Below are 15,965 nucleotides of genomic sequence, written 5' to 3'. Positions count from 1 at the left end.
ATAGTCTTGACGGACGCCTTGCCCTTGTGCATACCCATTGCCCAAATCGGTTTGGGCTTGGACTAATCCCTGCTCCGCTGCCTTACGATACCATCTGAACGCTTCGGCATAGTCTTGACGGACGCCTTGCCCTTGTTCATACATCAGGCCCAAATTAACTTGGGCTTGGGCATCCCCTTGTTCTGCCGCCTTGCGATACCACTGCACTGCCTGTGCATCGTCTTGAGGGACGCCTTGCCCGATGGCATACATCACGCCCAAATTATATTGGGCATCGACATTCCCTTGCTTCGCAGCTTGAAGCGTTTTCTGAAAATCCGGCATATTATCCGCCCACACCGCTTGGTTCAAGCCCAAGGCAATCAGGGCGGCTGCAAGCCATTTGACTGTCTGTTTCATGTTTTCTCTCCTATTTCGGTATGGGGCGGTTTTTCAGCCGCCGTTAACGATAAGACGGGACAGATTACCGCCGCAGGTTTGCACGTTCAAATTCCGTCTGAAAGGTGTTCAGACGGCATAGGTTCAGCGAATTTTGAGGGTACTCAAGCCGATTAACACCAAGACGATGGTGATAATCCAGAAACGGACGACGACTTGGGTTTCTTTCCAGCCTTTTTGTTCGTAATGATGATGAATCGGCGCCATCAGGAAGATGCGTTTTTTGGTGCGTTTGTACCAACCGACTTGCAACATAACGGAAATGGCTTCAACAACAAACAGGCCACCCATGATGACGAGGACAAATTCTTGGCGGATGATGACGGCAACAGTACCAAGCGCCGCGCCAAGCGCGAGCGCGCCGACGTCGCCCATAAAGACTTGTGCCGGATAGGCGTTAAACCACAAAAAGCCGAGACACGCACCACACATGGCGGTACAGAAAATCACCACTTCGTTTGCGCCGGCAACGTAAGGCAATTGCAGGTATTGGGCAAATTGGGAGTGGCCGCTGGCATAGGCAAAGATAGCAAGACCGGCGGCGACAAGTACAACGGGGAATGCGGCTAAGCCGTCCAATCCGTCGGTCAGGTTAACGGCATTGGATGTACCGACGATGGTCAGGTAGGACAATACCAAGAAGCCGACTACGCCAAGCGGCAAGGCAACTTGTTTGAAGAAGGGAACAATCAGGATATTGTTGGCAGAGTTTGTCGCAAGGTAGAACAATGCCAAACCAGCGATGATGGCAACGCTGGACTGCCACACCATTTTAAATTTGGCAGACACGCCGTTAGGGTCTTTATAAACCACTTTGCGCCAGTCGTCGTAAAAACCGAGTGCACCGGTAGCAAGCAGGACACCTAAGAGAATCCAGATATAAGGATTTGCCCAGTTGCCCCACAAAATTGTGGACACGGTAATGGCGGTCAAAATCAGCGAGCCGCCCATGGTTGGCGTACCGTTTTTGATCAGGTGGGTTTGAGGGCCGTCAGTACGGACGGCTTGGCCGACTTTAAGCGCAGTCAGCTTGCGGATGGTCCACGGACCAAGCAATAGGGAAAACGCCAAAGCAGTCAAAGCCGCCATAACGGCGCGGAATGTGGTGTATTGAAAAATATTCAGGCCGGTTAACCAGTTACTGAAATGTGCGAGCCATAAAAACATGGGGCTTCCTTTTTTGTTTTTGTTGTTACAGCGGGCTTATGCCCAATTAAAAATAAATCGGTATGCCGTCTGAAATTGCAGACGGCCTTATTGAGTAAGATTATTTCTCTACCACGCAAATCGGATAGTTTCTGGGATTCTTTCCGCCTCCCAAGTCCAAGCAGGTATCTTCATAGATAAATGCCTGTACTTTCATTCCGGCATAAAACGCGGCAAACAGCAAACCAGCCAATAGAAAAATCTTTTTCATATTTCAGACGGCCTTTTACGCGGTTGTTGCTGCCAATGCCTCGATCACTTCTTCCATCTTCATAAAGCGCGAGCCTTTGACCAATACAGTAGCGCGTTCAGGCAAGTCGTGGCTCAACACTTGAATCAGCGGATCTTTATCAGCAAACCACAAACCTTCCGCACCAAACGTCTCTGCCGCTTCAACGCTGTTGTCGCCGACAAAATACGCGGCCTCGATGCCTTTATCCCGTGCATACGCGCCAACTTCGGCGTGCATGGCGGCGGCTTCGTCCTCACCCAATTCGCCCATGTCGCCCATCACAAAAATACGCGGCGCAGGCATAGCGGCGAGCACATCAATGGCGGCTTTCATGCTGTCGGGGTTGGCATTATAAGTATCGTCAATCAAAGTTGCATCTTTAATGCCTTGCTTGATATTCAGACGGCCTTTGATATTACTGAAATTTTTCAGGCCGTCTGAAACTTCGGCAAGGCTCAAACCTGCCGCCAAAGCCAGAGCCGCCGCCGCTACGGCATTATGCACATTGTGACGGCCGGGAACTGGCAATACCACGGCAACACGTTCATTACCACGCACCAAATCAAATTCGCAAGACAACGGTTTCAACTCAATATTTTCCGCATGGATATCGCCACTGGCAACGCCGAAAGTCTGAGCATTCAATTGCGCAGTAGCAGCTTCAAATGTAGCGATATTGGCATCTTCGCACGGAATCAGCGCAATGCCGTCTGAAAGCAAACCTTCGTAGATTTCACTTTTTGCTTTAGCAATATCGCCGACGCCATCAAAACCGCAACCGACATGCGCGCGCAAAGCGTTATTAACCAGAGCAACATTCGGACCGGCAATTTGGGTCAGCAAAGACAATTCGCCAAAATGGTTCATACCCATTTCAATGACGGAGTAGCGGTGTTTTTCGTTCAGTTTCAACAAAGTCAGCGGCAGGCCGATATGATTGTTAAAATTGCCGGCAGTCGCCAACACAGCTTCATTACCGAATCGATGACGCAATACGCAGGCCAACATCTCTTTAACCGTCGTTTTACCGGAAGAGCCGGTAATGCCAAAGACAAACGGATTCACATTTTCACGCCACGCCTTCGCCAGTTTTTGCAAAGCCGCAAGCGTATCGTCAACCTTCAATGCGCCTTTCAAAGCCGCACAATCTTCGCGCGAAACCACAACTGCCGTTGCCCCTGCTGCCAAAACATCTTCAACAAAGTCATGCGCGTCAAAGCGCTCTCCGGCAAGCGCGAAAAATACGTCGCCTTCCTGAATATCGCGGCTGTCTGTAACAATACGCGAAACGGGTTGATTTTCAGACGGCACCGGAAGGCCGAGCGTTTGACAGATGAAATTTAGGTCTAGTGGTTTCATGATTGTGTTTCTTGTCCTTGTTCTACTTGTTCTAACGGTTCCACATTTTTATCCGTATTTTGGGAAACCATTTTTAAATGACGATAATTACGTCCTGCCAGCACAATAAAAAGAATAGCGGCAAAATTTACACCGACAGAAAGCTTATTTACCGTAAGGCTGAACCATAGTTTCAATACACTATCTATATAAAATACAAAAGAAAATACATCGCTTGCAAAAGCAATTTGCAATAAGCATGGCATGTACACATATGTCATTCTCTTAAAACCGACTTCACGGAATTTAAACGCATTCCATGCTGCAGACAACGCCAACATACCCAAAATGAAAAGTAAAATCCCAAAAAACACAGCCCATGCTATGCTGTTAATCAGTCCTTGCACACTCTGAATTGATGCCAGAATCAACCAAACCACGCCCTGCACAAAAGTCAGCCATGCCATAAATTTGCCGCTTTTGGGCAATTTTTTATATTCAGGAAATGTATTGGAAAACCAACTTTTCATACTACAAATCACTTTCTCTTATCAACTGCCGATTTTCCCGTACTGCTGGTAATCGGAAAAACACAATACAATGGTTTCACCGTTTTGGCGGTAGGGGTGGCAAAGGCTGTAATTGCCATCTTTTGCCTCATAACGTATTTCATTTGTTTGTCCAGCAAATACCCTCTGCAAGTATTCACGCTCGCTCAGATTTGGGGCATAAAGATATTGCGTTTTGCTGATTGTTTCTTTATTGCCATTCCGAGTAACGACAAAACCATTATCATCGCCTACTCCCCGAGCATTGGGTGCCTGCTCATCAATCCCACTTAACTGGGAATCAGCTGAGAAAGCCAAATAAACCTGTTTATTACCGATCGTATCCGGCACAATCACTGTAGCTGCTTTAAAGGCAGAATCTTCCTTCGACATCAGCTCAAGGATTAACGCTGCTTTTTTAATATACGCAAAATCAAAACGATAATCTGCCAATGCATTGATTTGCGATGGATTATCCTTGACGATACGCTCTAGAGATTGAGTCAAAATCTGACGTTTTTTCTGAACAGTCAGATAATTTCCGCCAAATAACAGGGCTGCTAAAACGGGAAATACTGCCAACAACAAATATAAGGTTTTTCGGCCACCTTTGCTTTCTTCCTCTTGTCCTCGCTCGGCAATACGGGTCAAATTCAGCATGATGTTCAGTATCAAGGCACCCGCCATCACGGCAAAAATCCCCAAAATACTCATCAGGAAAATTTCCGTAATGTATTCGCGGAACACCTTAAGCCCGAAAACATTGGATAGAATCAGAACAAATACCCAGTACACCAGCAGCACAACTGCCACCATACCGACGATATTCGTTGCCTTAACCAATTTCTTTGCGTTCATACTCTCAAATCTTGTTCAGACGGCCTATCTGTTCTGATTAATCAGCGGATACGGATTCACCGCGCCGTTCGGCAGATATACACCGTAATGCAGGTGGGCCGGTGTGGTTCTGGCATTGCCGGTTTTACCGACATAGCCGATGACCTGTCCTTCTTTTACTCGTTCATACAGGCGGATACGGGCAAATTTATTGAGGTGGGCATAGTAATGCCACGCACCCGGCCCTTGAATACCGATAACTTTACCGCCCAATCGGTTGCGCCCGATTTTGGTGACGATACCGGGCGTGGTACTGCGTATCGGCGTGTTTTTCTTAGCAAAAATATCCACACCTTCATGCCTTCGCCCCTGACTGCGCGCTGCGCCCCAAGTGTCGTCAAAACGCTTGCCTTTAACGGGATTCGGCAGGCTTTGCTCGACCGGAGGCTGTTGCGCCCTCAACTGCTCGATTTCGGCAGTAGGACGCGGAAGTTGTTTGGTTGTACAGCCTGCAAATAAAACTACGGCTGCACTGATTAATAAGGTTTTTGTCGGCATTTTCAGCATCAAATCGGTCTCCTTGTTGTTCAGACGGCCTTATTAAAAAGTCTTCCGAAACAAACAACTGTGATGGGTTTAATGGCTGACGTGCCGTAATGCGTGTGTCGTATTGCTTTTATTGTATATGTTTAAATCTTTTTCAGACGGCCTTAAGGTTTCGGGCCGTCTGAATATTTGCGATATGGCTTAACCGCGCTCTGCCAATGCTTTTTCTGCGATTTCAAAATCGGAGAAATGATGCTTCACGCCTTGTACATCCTGATAGTTTTCATGCCCTTTACCGGCAATCAGAATGATGTCGTTCGCAGCGGCTTGCTCAACCGCATAACGGATGGCAACTGCGCGATCAACTTCGACGCGTTCAGGATTAGATACAGCAGGCAAAATATCGTTGATGATGTCTTGAGGATTTTCCAAGCGCGGGTTATCGCTGGTAACCACTACTTTATCGGCACCCTGAACTGCTGCCGCACCCATCAATGGGCGTTTGCCGCAGTCTCGGTTGCCGCCGCAGCCGAATACGCACCACAAAGCCGCGCCCTGCGGTTTGATTTCCTGCAAAGTGGAGAGTGCTTTTTCCAGTGCATCCGGCGTGTGGGCATAATCGACAACGACCAAAGGTTTGCCGCTGTTCATAATGCAATCCATGCGGCCTGAAGCGGGACGGATTTTTGCCAGTACTTCCAAAACGTTATTGAGTGGATAACCGTTGGCACACAGCAAGGCAACGCAGGCGGCGAGGTTTTGCGCGTTGAATCGTCCGAGCAGACGGGTACGGCATTTTCCTTCGCCCCATGGTGTTTGGAATACGGCTTCCATGCCGTCTGAAGAAGCGGTGAAATCGGTAATGCGGATATCGGCTTGCTCGCTGAAACCATAGCCATAAACGGCTAAATCGGGACAGTCTTTTTTCAGACGGCCTGCGAGTTCTGCACCGTATTCATCATCGACATTGATGATGGCGTGTTGCAGACCATGCCAGTAGAACAGGCGCGATTTGATGGCACCATAGGCTTCCATGGTGCCGTGATAGTCGAGATGGTCGCGGGTGAGATTGGTAAAGATTGCGCTGCGAAACGGCACGCCGTTGACGCGCGATTGGTCAAGGCCGTGGCTGGAAACTTCCATCGCGGCGGCTGTTGCGCCTTGCTGGCGGAAGCGGTAGAGCAGGGTTTGGACATCGACAGGAGCAGGTGTGGTATGTGTGGTTTCTTCCAATGTGCCCCAAAAGCCGTTGCCGACTGTGCCGATAATGGCGGTTTTTTCGCCCAACAGATCGGCAGCTTGCGCCAGCCATTGTGTGATAGAGGTTTTGCCGTTGGTACCGGTTACGCCCCAAACTTTAAGGCTGTCTGAAACATTACCGTAAACCTGCGCCGCCAACATACCGGCGCGATGTTTCAGATCTTTAATGCCTTGATTAGGAACGTTCCATTCGGGATTCCATGTAAATTTGCCGTCATCATCCCAAAAAACAAAGGTTGCACCGTTGGCAATGGCGGCAGGAATATAGCTGCGGCCGTCTGTATATTCGCCCTGACAGGCAACGAAAATGTCACCCTGTTTAATTTGTCGGCTGTCTGAATGCAACAAACGCCCTGCTGCGTTTTCACACAGCAGAGGCGGAAAGTTGGTTTCAGCCAAGGGGGTTAACTTGCTGAACATAAACAATATCTCTTTGATTGTTTGGATTATGACGGTACTTTGACAGTAGCGGTATTACTTAAAGGCTTGGTTGGGGAAACGCCCAAGATGTTCAAGCTTCCGCTCATGACTTCTTTGAATACGGGACCGGCAACCACGCCGCCGTAATAGCCGTTGGCAGTCGGTTCGTCGATGGTAACGGCCACAATCACGCGTGGATTTTTAGCCGGGGCAAAACCGATGAACGTACCGACGTGTTTGTTGTCCACATAGCGGCCATTGACCAGTTTACGCGCCGTACCGGTTTTCGCACCTACGTCGAAACCATCCACAGCACCGGCAGTACCGGTACCGCCGGCTTCAGTAACGGAAACCATCAACTCGCGCACTTTTTTCGCAGTAGAGGCTTTGATGACGCGCTTGCCTTTAGGGGCAACCGCTTGTTTTTCAAAGCTGACCGGCAACAATTCGCCGTCATGGGTCAGGACAGTATAGGCACGCGCCAATTGCAATAAGCTTAATTGCAGGCCATAACCGAAAGACATGGTTGCTTGTTCGATTTTTTGCCATCTGCGCCAGCTTCTCAACAAACCTGCAGTCTCACCAGGAAAGCCTGAATGCATGCGCACGCCCACACCCAAATCGTGATAGAAATCGTACATTTCTTTAGGCGTAAACATGGCAGAAAGTTTACTGGTACCGACGTTGGAAGATTTTTGCATAATGCCGCGCACATCCAAAGTAGGATAAACGTGGGTATCTTGTACGGTAGCCGGACCGATTTTGTAAGGCAGGGTATTGAATGTGTCGGTTGCATCTACTTTGCCGGAATCCAATGCTTTGGCAATGGTAAACGGCTTCATGGCAGAACCGGGTTCGATCATGTCGGTTACGGCGCGGTTGCGGCGCTGTTCGCTATTGGCTTGACCCGGTTGATTCGGATCGTAAGCCGGGCTGTTGACCAAAGCCAAAATTTCGCCGGTTTGCGCATCCAATACCACAACTGTACCCGCTTTAGCCTTGTGATAAGCCACAGCCTTGTTCAACTCGTCATAAGCCAGCGTCTGAATACGCTGATCTAAAGACAAAATCATGTCTTGGCCGTTTTTAGGCACGCTGTTGCGTGGAGAGTCGAGGCTGTCTACGATATTGCCTTTGTTGTCACGCAATACAACTTTCGCACCATCTTCACCGCGCAGGCTGTCTTCACGGGAAAGCTCCAAGCCCTCCTGACCTTTGCCGTCGATATTGGTAAAACCGATAACGTGCGCAAACAGATTGCCCATCGGGTAATGGCGTTTCAATTCTTTTTGGAATGCAATGCCTTTAATGCCCAATGCTTTGATTTCTTCTGCTTTCTCGTAGCTGAGTTGGCGTTTCAGGTAGATAAAACCTTTGTCTTTTTTAGACAATTTATTTTTCAAAACTTCAACAGGGACATCGGCAATGGCCGACAATTTTTCCAACTGCTCGTCAGTCGGCATTTCCTCCATACCGGAAGGCATGGCATACAATGATTCGGTAGGCGCACTCAAAGCCAATGTGGCACCATTGCGGTCGGTAATCATACCGCGTGATGCCGGCAGCGGAAGCGTACGCACAAAACGTTGGTCGCCCTGATTTTTCAAAAATTCATGCTGACTGGTTTGCAAATAAACCCCGCGTACCAACAGACCGGTAAATGCCAGCGCAACAGCGCCCAGCACCAAACCGATTCGCCCGTTACTTGTCAGCGGCTTTTTCGTTTTTGTTGTTCCAGACAGCATTTGAGGTTTATATTCGTTCTTAATTAACATGTTGAACTTCTCATGACTTAGCTGCTCAGTGAGCCATCAAATCCCGTAAATCTTGCACCAATGCAAGGCTCTATATTCTTATTTTTTGCGTTCCAGCATAGCCGTATTATGCGCACCCGGTGGAAGCAGATGTTGCTTTTCGGCCGCCACTTTAATCAGTTTGTGGTTTGCCAATCTTGCTTGCTCCAGCTTCAAGCGCGCGTAATCCTGTTCCAACTGAATTTCCCGTTTTTGTGCCTTATCCAACTCGATAAAATGCAAACGGGACTGGTTTTGCTTAAACACTACGGCAAAGGCTGAGACCGTCACCAAAACCAGCAATAAAATATTCAACTTACCCATCTCAAACTTTCAGACGGCCTGTCAACAGGACTATCTCTTACGACAGCGTTTAGACGCCATCCCCTACTCAATAACCGAAAATTCGCCGCTACTGCGCTCCGCCACACGCAAAACTGCACTGCGCGCACGCGGATTGGCTTCAGTCTCTGTCGAACCCGGTTTGATTGCTTTGCCCACAGCCTTCAAAGGCGGCTGAGGCAAATCCGCTTCCTTAACCACTGCCCAACGGGGCAATGGCGCATGTTGCGAATATTTTTTAATAAACTGTTTCACAATTCTGTCTTCCAGCGAATGGAACGCAATGACAGCCAAGCGCCCACCCTCTTTCAGACGGCCTGCAACCTGCGGCAAAACTGCCTCTACCTCTTCGAGCTCGCGGTTAATAAAGATGCGAACTGCTTGGAAGGTGCGCGTTGCAGGGTCTTGTCCGCGCTCACGAGTACGGACGTTTTGCGCCACAAGCTGCGCCAGCTTGCGGGTTGTATCGATGGGACTCTCCTCGCGTTGCGCAACAATGGCGCGCGCAATCTGGCGACTAAACCGCTCTTCACCATAATTCTTAATTACCTCGTGTAAATCCTGTTCGGATGCGGTTGCAATCCATTCTGCCGCAGACATCCCGCGAGTCGGATCCATCCGCATATCCAACGGCGCATCAAAGCGGAAACTGAATCCGCGGCTGCCATCGTCAATTTGCGGCGACGAAATCCCCAAATCAAAAAGCGCACCGTCAATCTTATCGATGCCTAATTCATCCAAGGCCGTCTGAAATGTTTCAAAACCATTGTGTACGACACTGACACGTTTATCTTGCGCCGCCAGCTCATTTGCTACCGCAATCGCCTCGGGGTCTTTATCAAAAACAACCAAACGACCCTGCTCACCCAAACGCGACAAAATCAGCCGGGAATGCCCTCCCCTACCGAACGTACCGTCCACATAAATCCCGTCTTCACGGATTGCCAACGCGTCCACTGCCTCATGCAACAAGACAGTAACATGCTGATAATTTTCAACTTTACTCACAATTGCAAATCCGTTTGACTCAATTGGAAAGCCAATTCATCAGGATCGATATCCAAAGCCTGATTCATTTCCTCTTCCCAATGTTCGCGGCCCCACAACTCCATACGGTTTGCACGGCCAACCAAAGTAACTTCTTTTTCAAAATCCACACGTTTACGCAGATTGGCCGGAATCAAAACGCGTCCGGCGCTGTCCCACTCCAAAATCTCAGCATTGTGCAGCAGCAAATTCTGATACCGTTGCAAAGCTTCATTGCCGGCTACTTTCAACTTCAAAACCTGCTCGGCTTTTTCTTCCCAAACGGGCTCGGGGTACATTAATAATTTTTTTCGGGAATCCAGTGTGACCACAATTGCAGGCGTATAACGGCGCAGCAAAATATCGCGGAATTTGGCAGGAATCGCCAACCGCCCTTTACTGTCCATACTCAATTCATGAGCACCGCCAAACACATCACACCCCAAATTCGATTAAAATAAAACAGAGTGGGATTAAAAATCCCACCTTCCTAAAATCTTTCGTTTTCACTTCCACGGAACACTTTTTAGGAAAAAGTAACCACTTTCACCCACTATGCCCCACTAACCGACACTATAAGAAATTTTGGCAATCAGGTCAAATCCGTTTCTTATCTGAAATAAAACACTAAACACTTTAAATTCAATAGGTTATATATATAAAAAAGCATGACAAATTGATATATCAGTAGTTTCATATAGCATAAAACACTATATGTAGTATTATTTTTGTTTTTGACATACTACATATAGTGTTTTTATACCCTATTACCACCCCTCTCATAAGGGGCTATAATATACAAACAAATTCAAATTTTTTACATTATCTAACAGTCATGAAGCCTCAACTCCCCCTTCCTTCCCCTGATGCACAAGCCTCTTCAGCACACCTGACCAAGCTCATAAAAAACGAAATTGAACAACATCAAAACTGGATACCCTTCTCCCGTTTTATGGAGCTTGCCCTTTACACACCTCAATACGGCTATTACAGCGGAGGCAGCCATAAAATCGGTACGGACGGCGACTTCATTACCGCCCCTACCCTCTCCCCCCTATTCGGACAAACCCTTGCCAAACAACTTGCCGAATTACTGCCGCAAACAGCAGGCAATATCTACGAATTTGGTGCAGGCACAGGTCATCTCGCTGCCACACTCTTGCAAAACCTTTCAGACGGCCTGAATCATTACTATATTATCGAGCTATCGGCAGAGCTTGCAGAGAGACAACGTCAATATATTCTTGAACATACCTCCCCTGAAACAGCCGCTAAAGCCATCCACCTCACCACATTGCCTGAACACTTTGACGGCATCATCATCGGCAACGAAGTATTGGATGCCATGCCGGTTGAACGCTTGATTTATCAAGATGACGGGTTTCAACAAATCGGCGTCAGCCTAAAGAATGACGAGTTAATCGAAGCCATAAGACCATTAGCCCAAGCCGAACTTACGCAAACAGCTGCCTTGTACTTCCCTCCCCTTCCCTCATACACAAGCGAGCTGCATCCGGCACAATATGCCTTTATCCAAACCCTGTCCGCCAAATTGCAGCGCGGCGGCATGATATTTATTGATTACGGCTTCGATGCCGCTCAGTATTACCATCCGCAACGCAAGGAAGGCACATTTATCGGCCACTATCGCCACCATACCATCCATGATCCGTTTTTCAATATCGGTCTGACCGATTTGACTGCACACGTCAATTTCACTGATATTGCACGTGCCGGCACGGAATCAGGTTTAGACTTAATCGGCTACCTGCCCCAATCTTATTTCCTGCTCAATCTCGGCATCACCGATTTGCTGGCACAAATCGGCAGCTCGGATTCGGTTGAATATATCCAAGCCGCAGCAGCAGTACAGAAACTGATACATCAGCACGAAATGGGCGAACTTTTTAAAGTGATCGCTTTTGGCAAAGACATCGATATCGATTGGACAGGCTTCAGCCACGGCGATATTTGCCATAAGCTATAGCCTGACAACCTACTTTTTATTTTTTAAAAACAATAAGAAATAAAAAAAATCAAAATTAGCGCTTGCCAAATATTCAAAAAAAACTATAATAGCGACTTCACGAAACGGCGAATTAGCTCAGTCGGTTAGAGCAGAGGAATCATAATCCTTGTGTCCGGGGTTCGAGTCCCTGATTCGCCACCAAATTTCGGGGGTATAGCTCAGTTGGTAGAGCGCTTGCATGGCATGCAAGAGGTCAGCGGTTCGATCCCGCTTACCTCCACCACTAAACAAAAAAGCTCTTGTTAAATGCAAGAGCTTTTTTGTTTAGCTTGATTAATAACTGATTGCTCATTAATTTTGCCACTTCAATACCCAATCAATACAATACCTAATCAATAAAGGCCGTCTGAAACATTTCAGACGGCCTTCTATCTTTTAATTACTTCACAAGCTTCAATACTTTTTTCGGTTTTTCTTCCGCAGATTCAGCTTTTTTATCTTCAGCTACCGCAACCTCGGCAGAAGCAGGCTGATATGGTTCTACCTCAAAACCCATACCCTCTCCACTTTCGCGGCCAAATATACTGACAATATGACCGACCGGAATCCAAATTTCGTGCGCTACGCCGGAAAAACGCGCAGAAAAATTGACCCATTCGTTGTCGATATTCAAGTTATGACTGGCGGTAGGACCAATATTTAAAACAATTTCATTGTCGCGCACATACTGCATCGGCACACGGGTATGTTCATTTACCCAAGCTACGATGTGCGGTGTTTGGTTATTATCCAAACACCATTCATACAAAGCACGCAACAAATACGGTTTGGTTGAAGTTGCCATAGATCCGTCCTTTAGCGGCGCATGGCTTTTTCAGCCGGCGTCAATGCTTCAATAAAGGCTTCACGTTGGAAAATCCGCTCGGCGTATTTCAGCAAAGGCGCAGCAGATTTACCCAGTTTGATGTCGTAATAGTCCAAACGCCACAACAGTGGAGATAAGGCAACATCAATCATGGAGAAGTCATCGCCCAAGATGTATTTGTTTTTAGTAAAAGACGGTGCCAACAGTGTCAAACCATTGCCAATGGCTTCACGCGCTTTAGCTTGTTCTTTATTGGTAGATTCAGGGTTTTCCAACACTTGCACCAAGCTGAACAATTCTTTTTCCATGCGGTACAGCACCAAACGGCCGCGACCGCGCATAACAGGATCACCCGGCATCAACTGAGGATGAGGGAAACGCTCATCAATGTATTCGTTGATGATGTTTGATTCGTGCAAAATCAAATCACGCTCAACCAGAACCGGTACTTGGTTATACGGATTCATCAAAGCCAAGTCTTCAGGTTTATTGAACACGTCCACATCTTTGATTTCAAAATCCATGCCTTTTTCGTACAGCACAAAACGGCAGCGCTGGCTGAATGGACAAGTAATACCTGAATACAATGTCATCATAATCTTTTACTCCTGATAAATCTTTTCAGACGGCCTTAAGCCTTATAAAAATTCAGACAGAATTATACATAATTTCAAACACTTAATCCAGAAATTTCAACTACATTATTGTTTATATTGAGTAATTTTAAAATTTACATTATTTCCGCATAAACCAATTTCACAAACAAAAAAGGCAAACCTGAAACAGATTTGCCTTTTTGATTCAAAAGAATTAGTGAACGTCTTTCCAGAATTCTTTTTTCAGGAAGTAAGCCAATGGCAGCATTACCGCAAACAGGAATGCCAAAACCATGTAGCCGATGCGGTGGCGTTGCAACTGAGCAGGCTCACCCATGTACACCAAGTAGTTCACCAAATCGCGTACATAAGTATCGTACTCTTTTTGGATCACTTTACCGTTAGGCAGGCGACGGCTGTGCAGACCGGTAGATTCCCAATACAGCTTAGGAGTCAGGTTGCCATGCTCGTCTTTAATCATAACGGGCTGACCTTTGGCATCCAACTCAACGGCTTGAACACCTTGTTGCTCCCACAGTGGGTGAGGCATACTCGCACCGGCCAAAACAGTATTGTTCCAACCGGTCGGACGAGTTGGGTCTTTATAGAAGCCGCGCATATAGGCATACAGGTAGTCTGCACCTTTAGAACGGGCAATCAGGGTCAAATCCGGCGGAGGCGCACCCAACCATTTGGAGGCATCTTTCGGATCCATTGCCGCTACCATGACATCACCAACGTTGTCTGTTGTGAACATCAGGTTTTTCTTGATTTCATCTTCAGTCAAACCGATGTCTTTCAGACGGTTGAAGCGCATACCGCTTGCAGAGTGGCAAGACAAACAGTAGTTTGTAAAGATTTGCGCACCGTGCTGCAGGCTGACTTGGTCACGCAGGTCGATATCGACTTTTTCGTAGTGTCCGCCGCCGCTGGCGACGGCTGCACTCATAGGCACTGCCAGCAATAAGGCAGCAAACCAGTTTTTCAGAGTTTGTTTCATTTTCGCTGCCCTCATCAGATATTGGTTGCAAACAAGTAAGCACCGACAACGGTAATACCGACGTAAACAAAGAACATAATTTTTTGTTTAGTAGTGCTCATGGTTACGCGTTCAGGCGTAGCTTTTTCGCTATTAAACGCATTCAGGAATGGAATAGCTGCAAAGAAAACAGTGTAAGCCAGAACGAACGCCTTAACGATGTTATTTGGCAAGACTGCAACTAAATACAGGTTATAAATAATTAAGGCAGCATAAACAAACAGACTGATTAAATATTTAATACCACCAGCTTTTTCAGCCAACCATTTAGGGTTTGTATGCAAAGGCATACCGATGAAGAACAAGAAATAGAATGCACTGAATGCACGAGCAAAAGCTGTACGAGTATCATCTGCTACCAACGCACCCAAAATTCCCAAGCCGATAAAAGATACAACAAACAACGCCAACATTACTTTGAAAGAGTTGTTGCGGTAACGAACAGATTTTACAGGTGACTTATCCAGCCAAGGTAACAAGGCAATCAATACAACTGCTGCACCCATGCCGATTACACCCCATACCTGAGTACCTGCCATCGAAGGAATCGCACGCAAAATTGCGTAGAACGGAGTGAAGTACCATACCGGAGCAATGTGCGGAGGTGTTTTCAGCGCATTAGCTGCATCGAAGTTTGGCGCTTCCAAGAAGTAGCCGCCGCCTTCAGGTGCAAAGAACAACACAGAACAGAAGACAATCAGGAATACAACGACGCCCAAGATGTCTTTAACGGTGTAGTAAGGATGGAATGGGATACCATCGCGTGGAATACCGTTTTCGTCTTTGTTTTTCTTGATTTCAACGCCATCAGGGTTATTAGAACCCACTTCGTGCAGGGCGATGATGTGAGCCACAACCAAGCCGAGCAATACCAGAGGTACTGCGATAACGTGCAGGGCGAAGAAGCGGTTCAAAGTAACGTCGGAAACGTTGAAGTCACCGCGGATCCAAGTGGACAAATCAGGACCGATAACAGGGATGGCGGAGAACAGGTTAATAATTACCTGCGCACCCCAGAAGGACATTTGACCCCAAGGCAACAGGTAACCCATAAAGGCTTCTGCCATCAATGCCAAGAAAATCAGGGAACCAAAAATCCACACCAATTCACGAGGTTTTTTGTACGAACCGTAAATCAGACCACGGAACATGTGCAGATAAACGACGATGAAGAAGAAAGATGCGCCGGTGGAGTGCATGTAGCGGATAATCCAGCCACCGGACACGTCGCGCATGATGTACTCTACTGCGGTAAAGGCAGCAGGCAGATGGTAGGCGTTAAGGTTGCCGTCCGGTTTGTAGTTCATGGTCAGGAAAATACCGCTGACGATTTGAATTACAAGGACGAGCAGAGCCAAAGAGCCGAAGTAGTACCAGAAGTTGAAGTTCTTCGGCGCATAGTATTGAGCCAAATGCTCATTCCACATTTTAGACAGAGGGAAGCGATCGTCCATCCAGCCTAACAATGCTTTTGCTTTGCTATTGGTTTGGTTTGCCATAATTATCGTTC

At 47.3% G+C, this 15,965-nt stretch carries 17 protein-coding genes and 2 tRNA genes; 3 read left to right on the top strand and 16 right to left on the bottom strand.

The window, feature by feature from the left end:
- The 12 genes from HMPREF2606_RS11245 to mraZ all read right to left on the bottom strand — a co-directional run.
- Window positions 1-399 (bottom strand): tetratricopeptide repeat protein (locus tag HMPREF2606_RS11245; protein ID WP_283122337.1); only part of this gene is annotated, 399 nt, incomplete at its 3' end.
- A 123-nt stretch (window positions 400-522) separates the two neighbouring features.
- On the bottom strand, window positions 523-1,605 hold the full coding sequence (gene mraY, locus HMPREF2606_RS03650; protein WP_004518887.1) for a phospho-N-acetylmuramoyl-pentapeptide-transferase: 1,083 nt from the start codon (window positions 1,603-1,605) through the stop codon (window positions 523-525).
- Window positions 1,606-1,705: 100 nt separating this feature from the next.
- The gene (locus HMPREF2606_RS11045) at window positions 1,706-1,855 is read right to left on the bottom strand and encodes a hypothetical protein (protein ID WP_168167219.1); all 150 of its coding nucleotides are present in this window, start codon (window positions 1,853-1,855) and stop codon (window positions 1,706-1,708) included.
- Between the two features lie 15 nt (window positions 1,856-1,870).
- Entirely contained in the window at window positions 1,871-3,235 is a 1,365-nt protein-coding gene (gene murF, locus HMPREF2606_RS03645) for a UDP-N-acetylmuramoyl-tripeptide--D-alanyl-D-alanine ligase (protein ID WP_070843319.1), read from the bottom strand.
- Window positions 3,232-3,744 (bottom strand): hypothetical protein, encoded by a 513-nt coding sequence (locus HMPREF2606_RS03640; protein WP_004518891.1) that lies wholly within the window; start codon window positions 3,742-3,744, stop codon window positions 3,232-3,234. Before HMPREF2606_RS03640 ends, murF begins: the two co-directional genes overlap by 4 nt.
- 21 nt (window positions 3,745-3,765) lie before the next feature.
- Complete coding sequence (locus HMPREF2606_RS03635) at window positions 3,766-4,620, bottom strand: hypothetical protein (RefSeq protein ID WP_004518892.1); 855 nt, start codon at window positions 4,618-4,620, stop codon at window positions 3,766-3,768.
- 24 nt (window positions 4,621-4,644) lie between these two features.
- Window positions 4,645-5,166, bottom strand: coding sequence for a M23 family metallopeptidase (locus HMPREF2606_RS03630; RefSeq protein WP_049335339.1), 522 nt, complete (start codon window positions 5,164-5,166; stop codon window positions 4,645-4,647).
- A 180-nt stretch (window positions 5,167-5,346) separates the two neighbouring features.
- Window positions 5,347-6,825 carry a UDP-N-acetylmuramoyl-L-alanyl-D-glutamate--2,6-diaminopimelate ligase gene (locus tag HMPREF2606_RS03625; protein ID WP_004518894.1) on the bottom strand — a complete coding sequence of 493 codons (1,479 nt, stop codon included), beginning with the start codon at window positions 6,823-6,825 and terminating at the stop codon, window positions 5,347-5,349.
- A gap of 26 nt (window positions 6,826-6,851) precedes the next feature.
- Window positions 6,852-8,600: a peptidoglycan D,D-transpeptidase PBP2 gene (locus HMPREF2606_RS03620; RefSeq protein ID WP_004518895.1), complete on the bottom strand. Its 1,749-nt coding sequence runs from the start codon at window positions 8,598-8,600 to the stop codon at window positions 6,852-6,854.
- Between the two features lie 78 nt (window positions 8,601-8,678).
- Entirely contained in the window at window positions 8,679-8,942 is a 264-nt protein-coding gene (gene ftsL / locus HMPREF2606_RS03615) for a cell division protein FtsL (RefSeq protein WP_003681879.1), read from the bottom strand.
- A 63-nt stretch (window positions 8,943-9,005) separates the two neighbouring features.
- A complete protein-coding gene (gene rsmH / locus HMPREF2606_RS03610; protein ID WP_070585193.1) occupies window positions 9,006-9,968 on the bottom strand; it encodes a 16S rRNA (cytosine(1402)-N(4))-methyltransferase RsmH in 963 nt (320 codons plus the stop codon).
- Window positions 9,965-10,420: a division/cell wall cluster transcriptional repressor MraZ gene (mraZ, locus tag HMPREF2606_RS03605; protein ID WP_070712108.1), complete on the bottom strand. Its 456-nt coding sequence runs from the start codon at window positions 10,418-10,420 to the stop codon at window positions 9,965-9,967. The genes rsmH and mraZ overlap by 4 nt, the downstream gene beginning before the upstream one ends.
- A gap of 401 nt (window positions 10,421-10,821) precedes the next feature.
- On the opposite strand from mraZ, the gene HMPREF2606_RS03600 reads away from it, so the two are divergent.
- From HMPREF2606_RS03600 to HMPREF2606_RS03590, 3 genes are all read left to right on the top strand, one after another.
- Window positions 10,822-11,973, top strand: a complete 1,152-nt coding sequence (locus HMPREF2606_RS03600; protein ID WP_070712107.1) for a class I SAM-dependent methyltransferase — start codon at window positions 10,822-10,824, stop codon at window positions 11,971-11,973.
- A gap of 106 nt (window positions 11,974-12,079) precedes the next feature.
- Window positions 12,080-12,156: transfer RNA gene (locus tag HMPREF2606_RS03595), tRNA-Met, on the top strand.
- Window positions 12,157-12,162: 6 nt separating this feature from the next.
- A tRNA-Ala gene (locus tag HMPREF2606_RS03590) sits at window positions 12,163-12,238 on the top strand.
- Window positions 12,239-12,394: 156 nt separating this feature from the next.
- Here HMPREF2606_RS03590 and HMPREF2606_RS03585 read toward each other — a convergent pair.
- The 4 genes from HMPREF2606_RS03585 to HMPREF2606_RS03570 form a co-directional block, all read right to left on the bottom strand.
- Window positions 12,395-12,799 (bottom strand): ClpXP protease specificity-enhancing factor, encoded by a 405-nt coding sequence (locus tag HMPREF2606_RS03585; RefSeq protein WP_070585198.1) that lies wholly within the window; start codon window positions 12,797-12,799, stop codon window positions 12,395-12,397.
- An 11-nt stretch (window positions 12,800-12,810) separates the two neighbouring features.
- Window positions 12,811-13,416, bottom strand: a complete 606-nt coding sequence (locus HMPREF2606_RS03580) for a glutathione S-transferase N-terminal domain-containing protein (protein WP_039861850.1) — start codon at window positions 13,414-13,416, stop codon at window positions 12,811-12,813.
- A 214-nt stretch (window positions 13,417-13,630) separates the two neighbouring features.
- A complete protein-coding gene (locus HMPREF2606_RS03575) occupies window positions 13,631-14,416 on the bottom strand; it encodes a cytochrome c1 (protein WP_039864285.1) in 786 nt (261 codons plus the stop codon).
- A 14-nt stretch (window positions 14,417-14,430) separates the two neighbouring features.
- Window positions 14,431-15,954 (bottom strand): cytochrome b, encoded by a 1,524-nt coding sequence (locus tag HMPREF2606_RS03570; protein WP_168165899.1) that lies wholly within the window; start codon window positions 15,952-15,954, stop codon window positions 14,431-14,433.
- Window positions 15,955-15,965 lie beyond the last annotated feature (11 nt).

This window comes from Neisseria sp. HMSC070H10 (assembly GCF_001837635.1).
GTDB classification, from domain to species: Bacteria; Pseudomonadota; Gammaproteobacteria; order Burkholderiales; family Neisseriaceae; genus Neisseria; species Neisseria subflava_A.
The sequence above is the reverse complement of the archived record's forward strand: the minus strand, read 5'-3'. Positions and strand labels throughout refer to the sequence as shown.

Coding starts and splice junctions, on each gene's coding strand:
- HMPREF2606_RS03570 (WP_168165899.1), bottom strand. CDS start 15,954: ATGGCAAACCAAACCAATAGCAAAGCAAAAGCATTGTTAGGCTGGATG.
- HMPREF2606_RS03635 (WP_004518892.1), bottom strand. CDS start 4,620: ATGAACGCAAAGAAATTGGTTAAGGCAACGAATATCGTCGGTATGGTG.
- HMPREF2606_RS03580 (WP_039861850.1), bottom strand. CDS start 13,416: ATGATGACATTGTATTCAGGTATTACTTGTCCATTCAGCCAGCGCTGC.
- HMPREF2606_RS03585 (WP_070585198.1), bottom strand. CDS start 12,799: ATGGCAACTTCAACCAAACCGTATTTGTTGCGTGCTTTGTATGAATGG.
- HMPREF2606_RS03620 (WP_004518895.1), bottom strand. CDS start 8,600: ATGTTAATTAAGAACGAATATAAACCTCAAATGCTGTCTGGAACAACA.
- HMPREF2606_RS03640 (WP_004518891.1), bottom strand. CDS start 3,744: ATGAAAAGTTGGTTTTCCAATACATTTCCTGAATATAAAAAATTGCCC.
- HMPREF2606_RS03600 (WP_070712107.1), top strand. CDS start 10,822: ATGAAGCCTCAACTCCCCCTTCCTTCCCCTGATGCACAAGCCTCTTCA.
- HMPREF2606_RS03575 (WP_039864285.1), bottom strand. CDS start 14,416: ATGAAACAAACTCTGAAAAACTGGTTTGCTGCCTTATTGCTGGCAGTG.
- murF (WP_070843319.1), bottom strand. CDS start 3,235: ATGAAACCACTAGACCTAAATTTCATCTGTCAAACGCTCGGCCTTCCG.
- HMPREF2606_RS03625 (WP_004518894.1), bottom strand. CDS start 6,825: ATGTTCAGCAAGTTAACCCCCTTGGCTGAAACCAACTTTCCGCCTCTG.
- mraY (WP_004518887.1), bottom strand. CDS start 1,605: ATGTTTTTATGGCTCGCACATTTCAGTAACTGGTTAACCGGCCTGAAT.
- HMPREF2606_RS03630 (WP_049335339.1), bottom strand. CDS start 5,166: ATGCTGAAAATGCCGACAAAAACCTTATTAATCAGTGCAGCCGTAGTT.
- ftsL (WP_003681879.1), bottom strand. CDS start 8,942: ATGGGTAAGTTGAATATTTTATTGCTGGTTTTGGTGACGGTCTCAGCC.
- HMPREF2606_RS11045 (WP_168167219.1), bottom strand. CDS start 1,855: ATGAAAAAGATTTTTCTATTGGCTGGTTTGCTGTTTGCCGCGTTTTAT.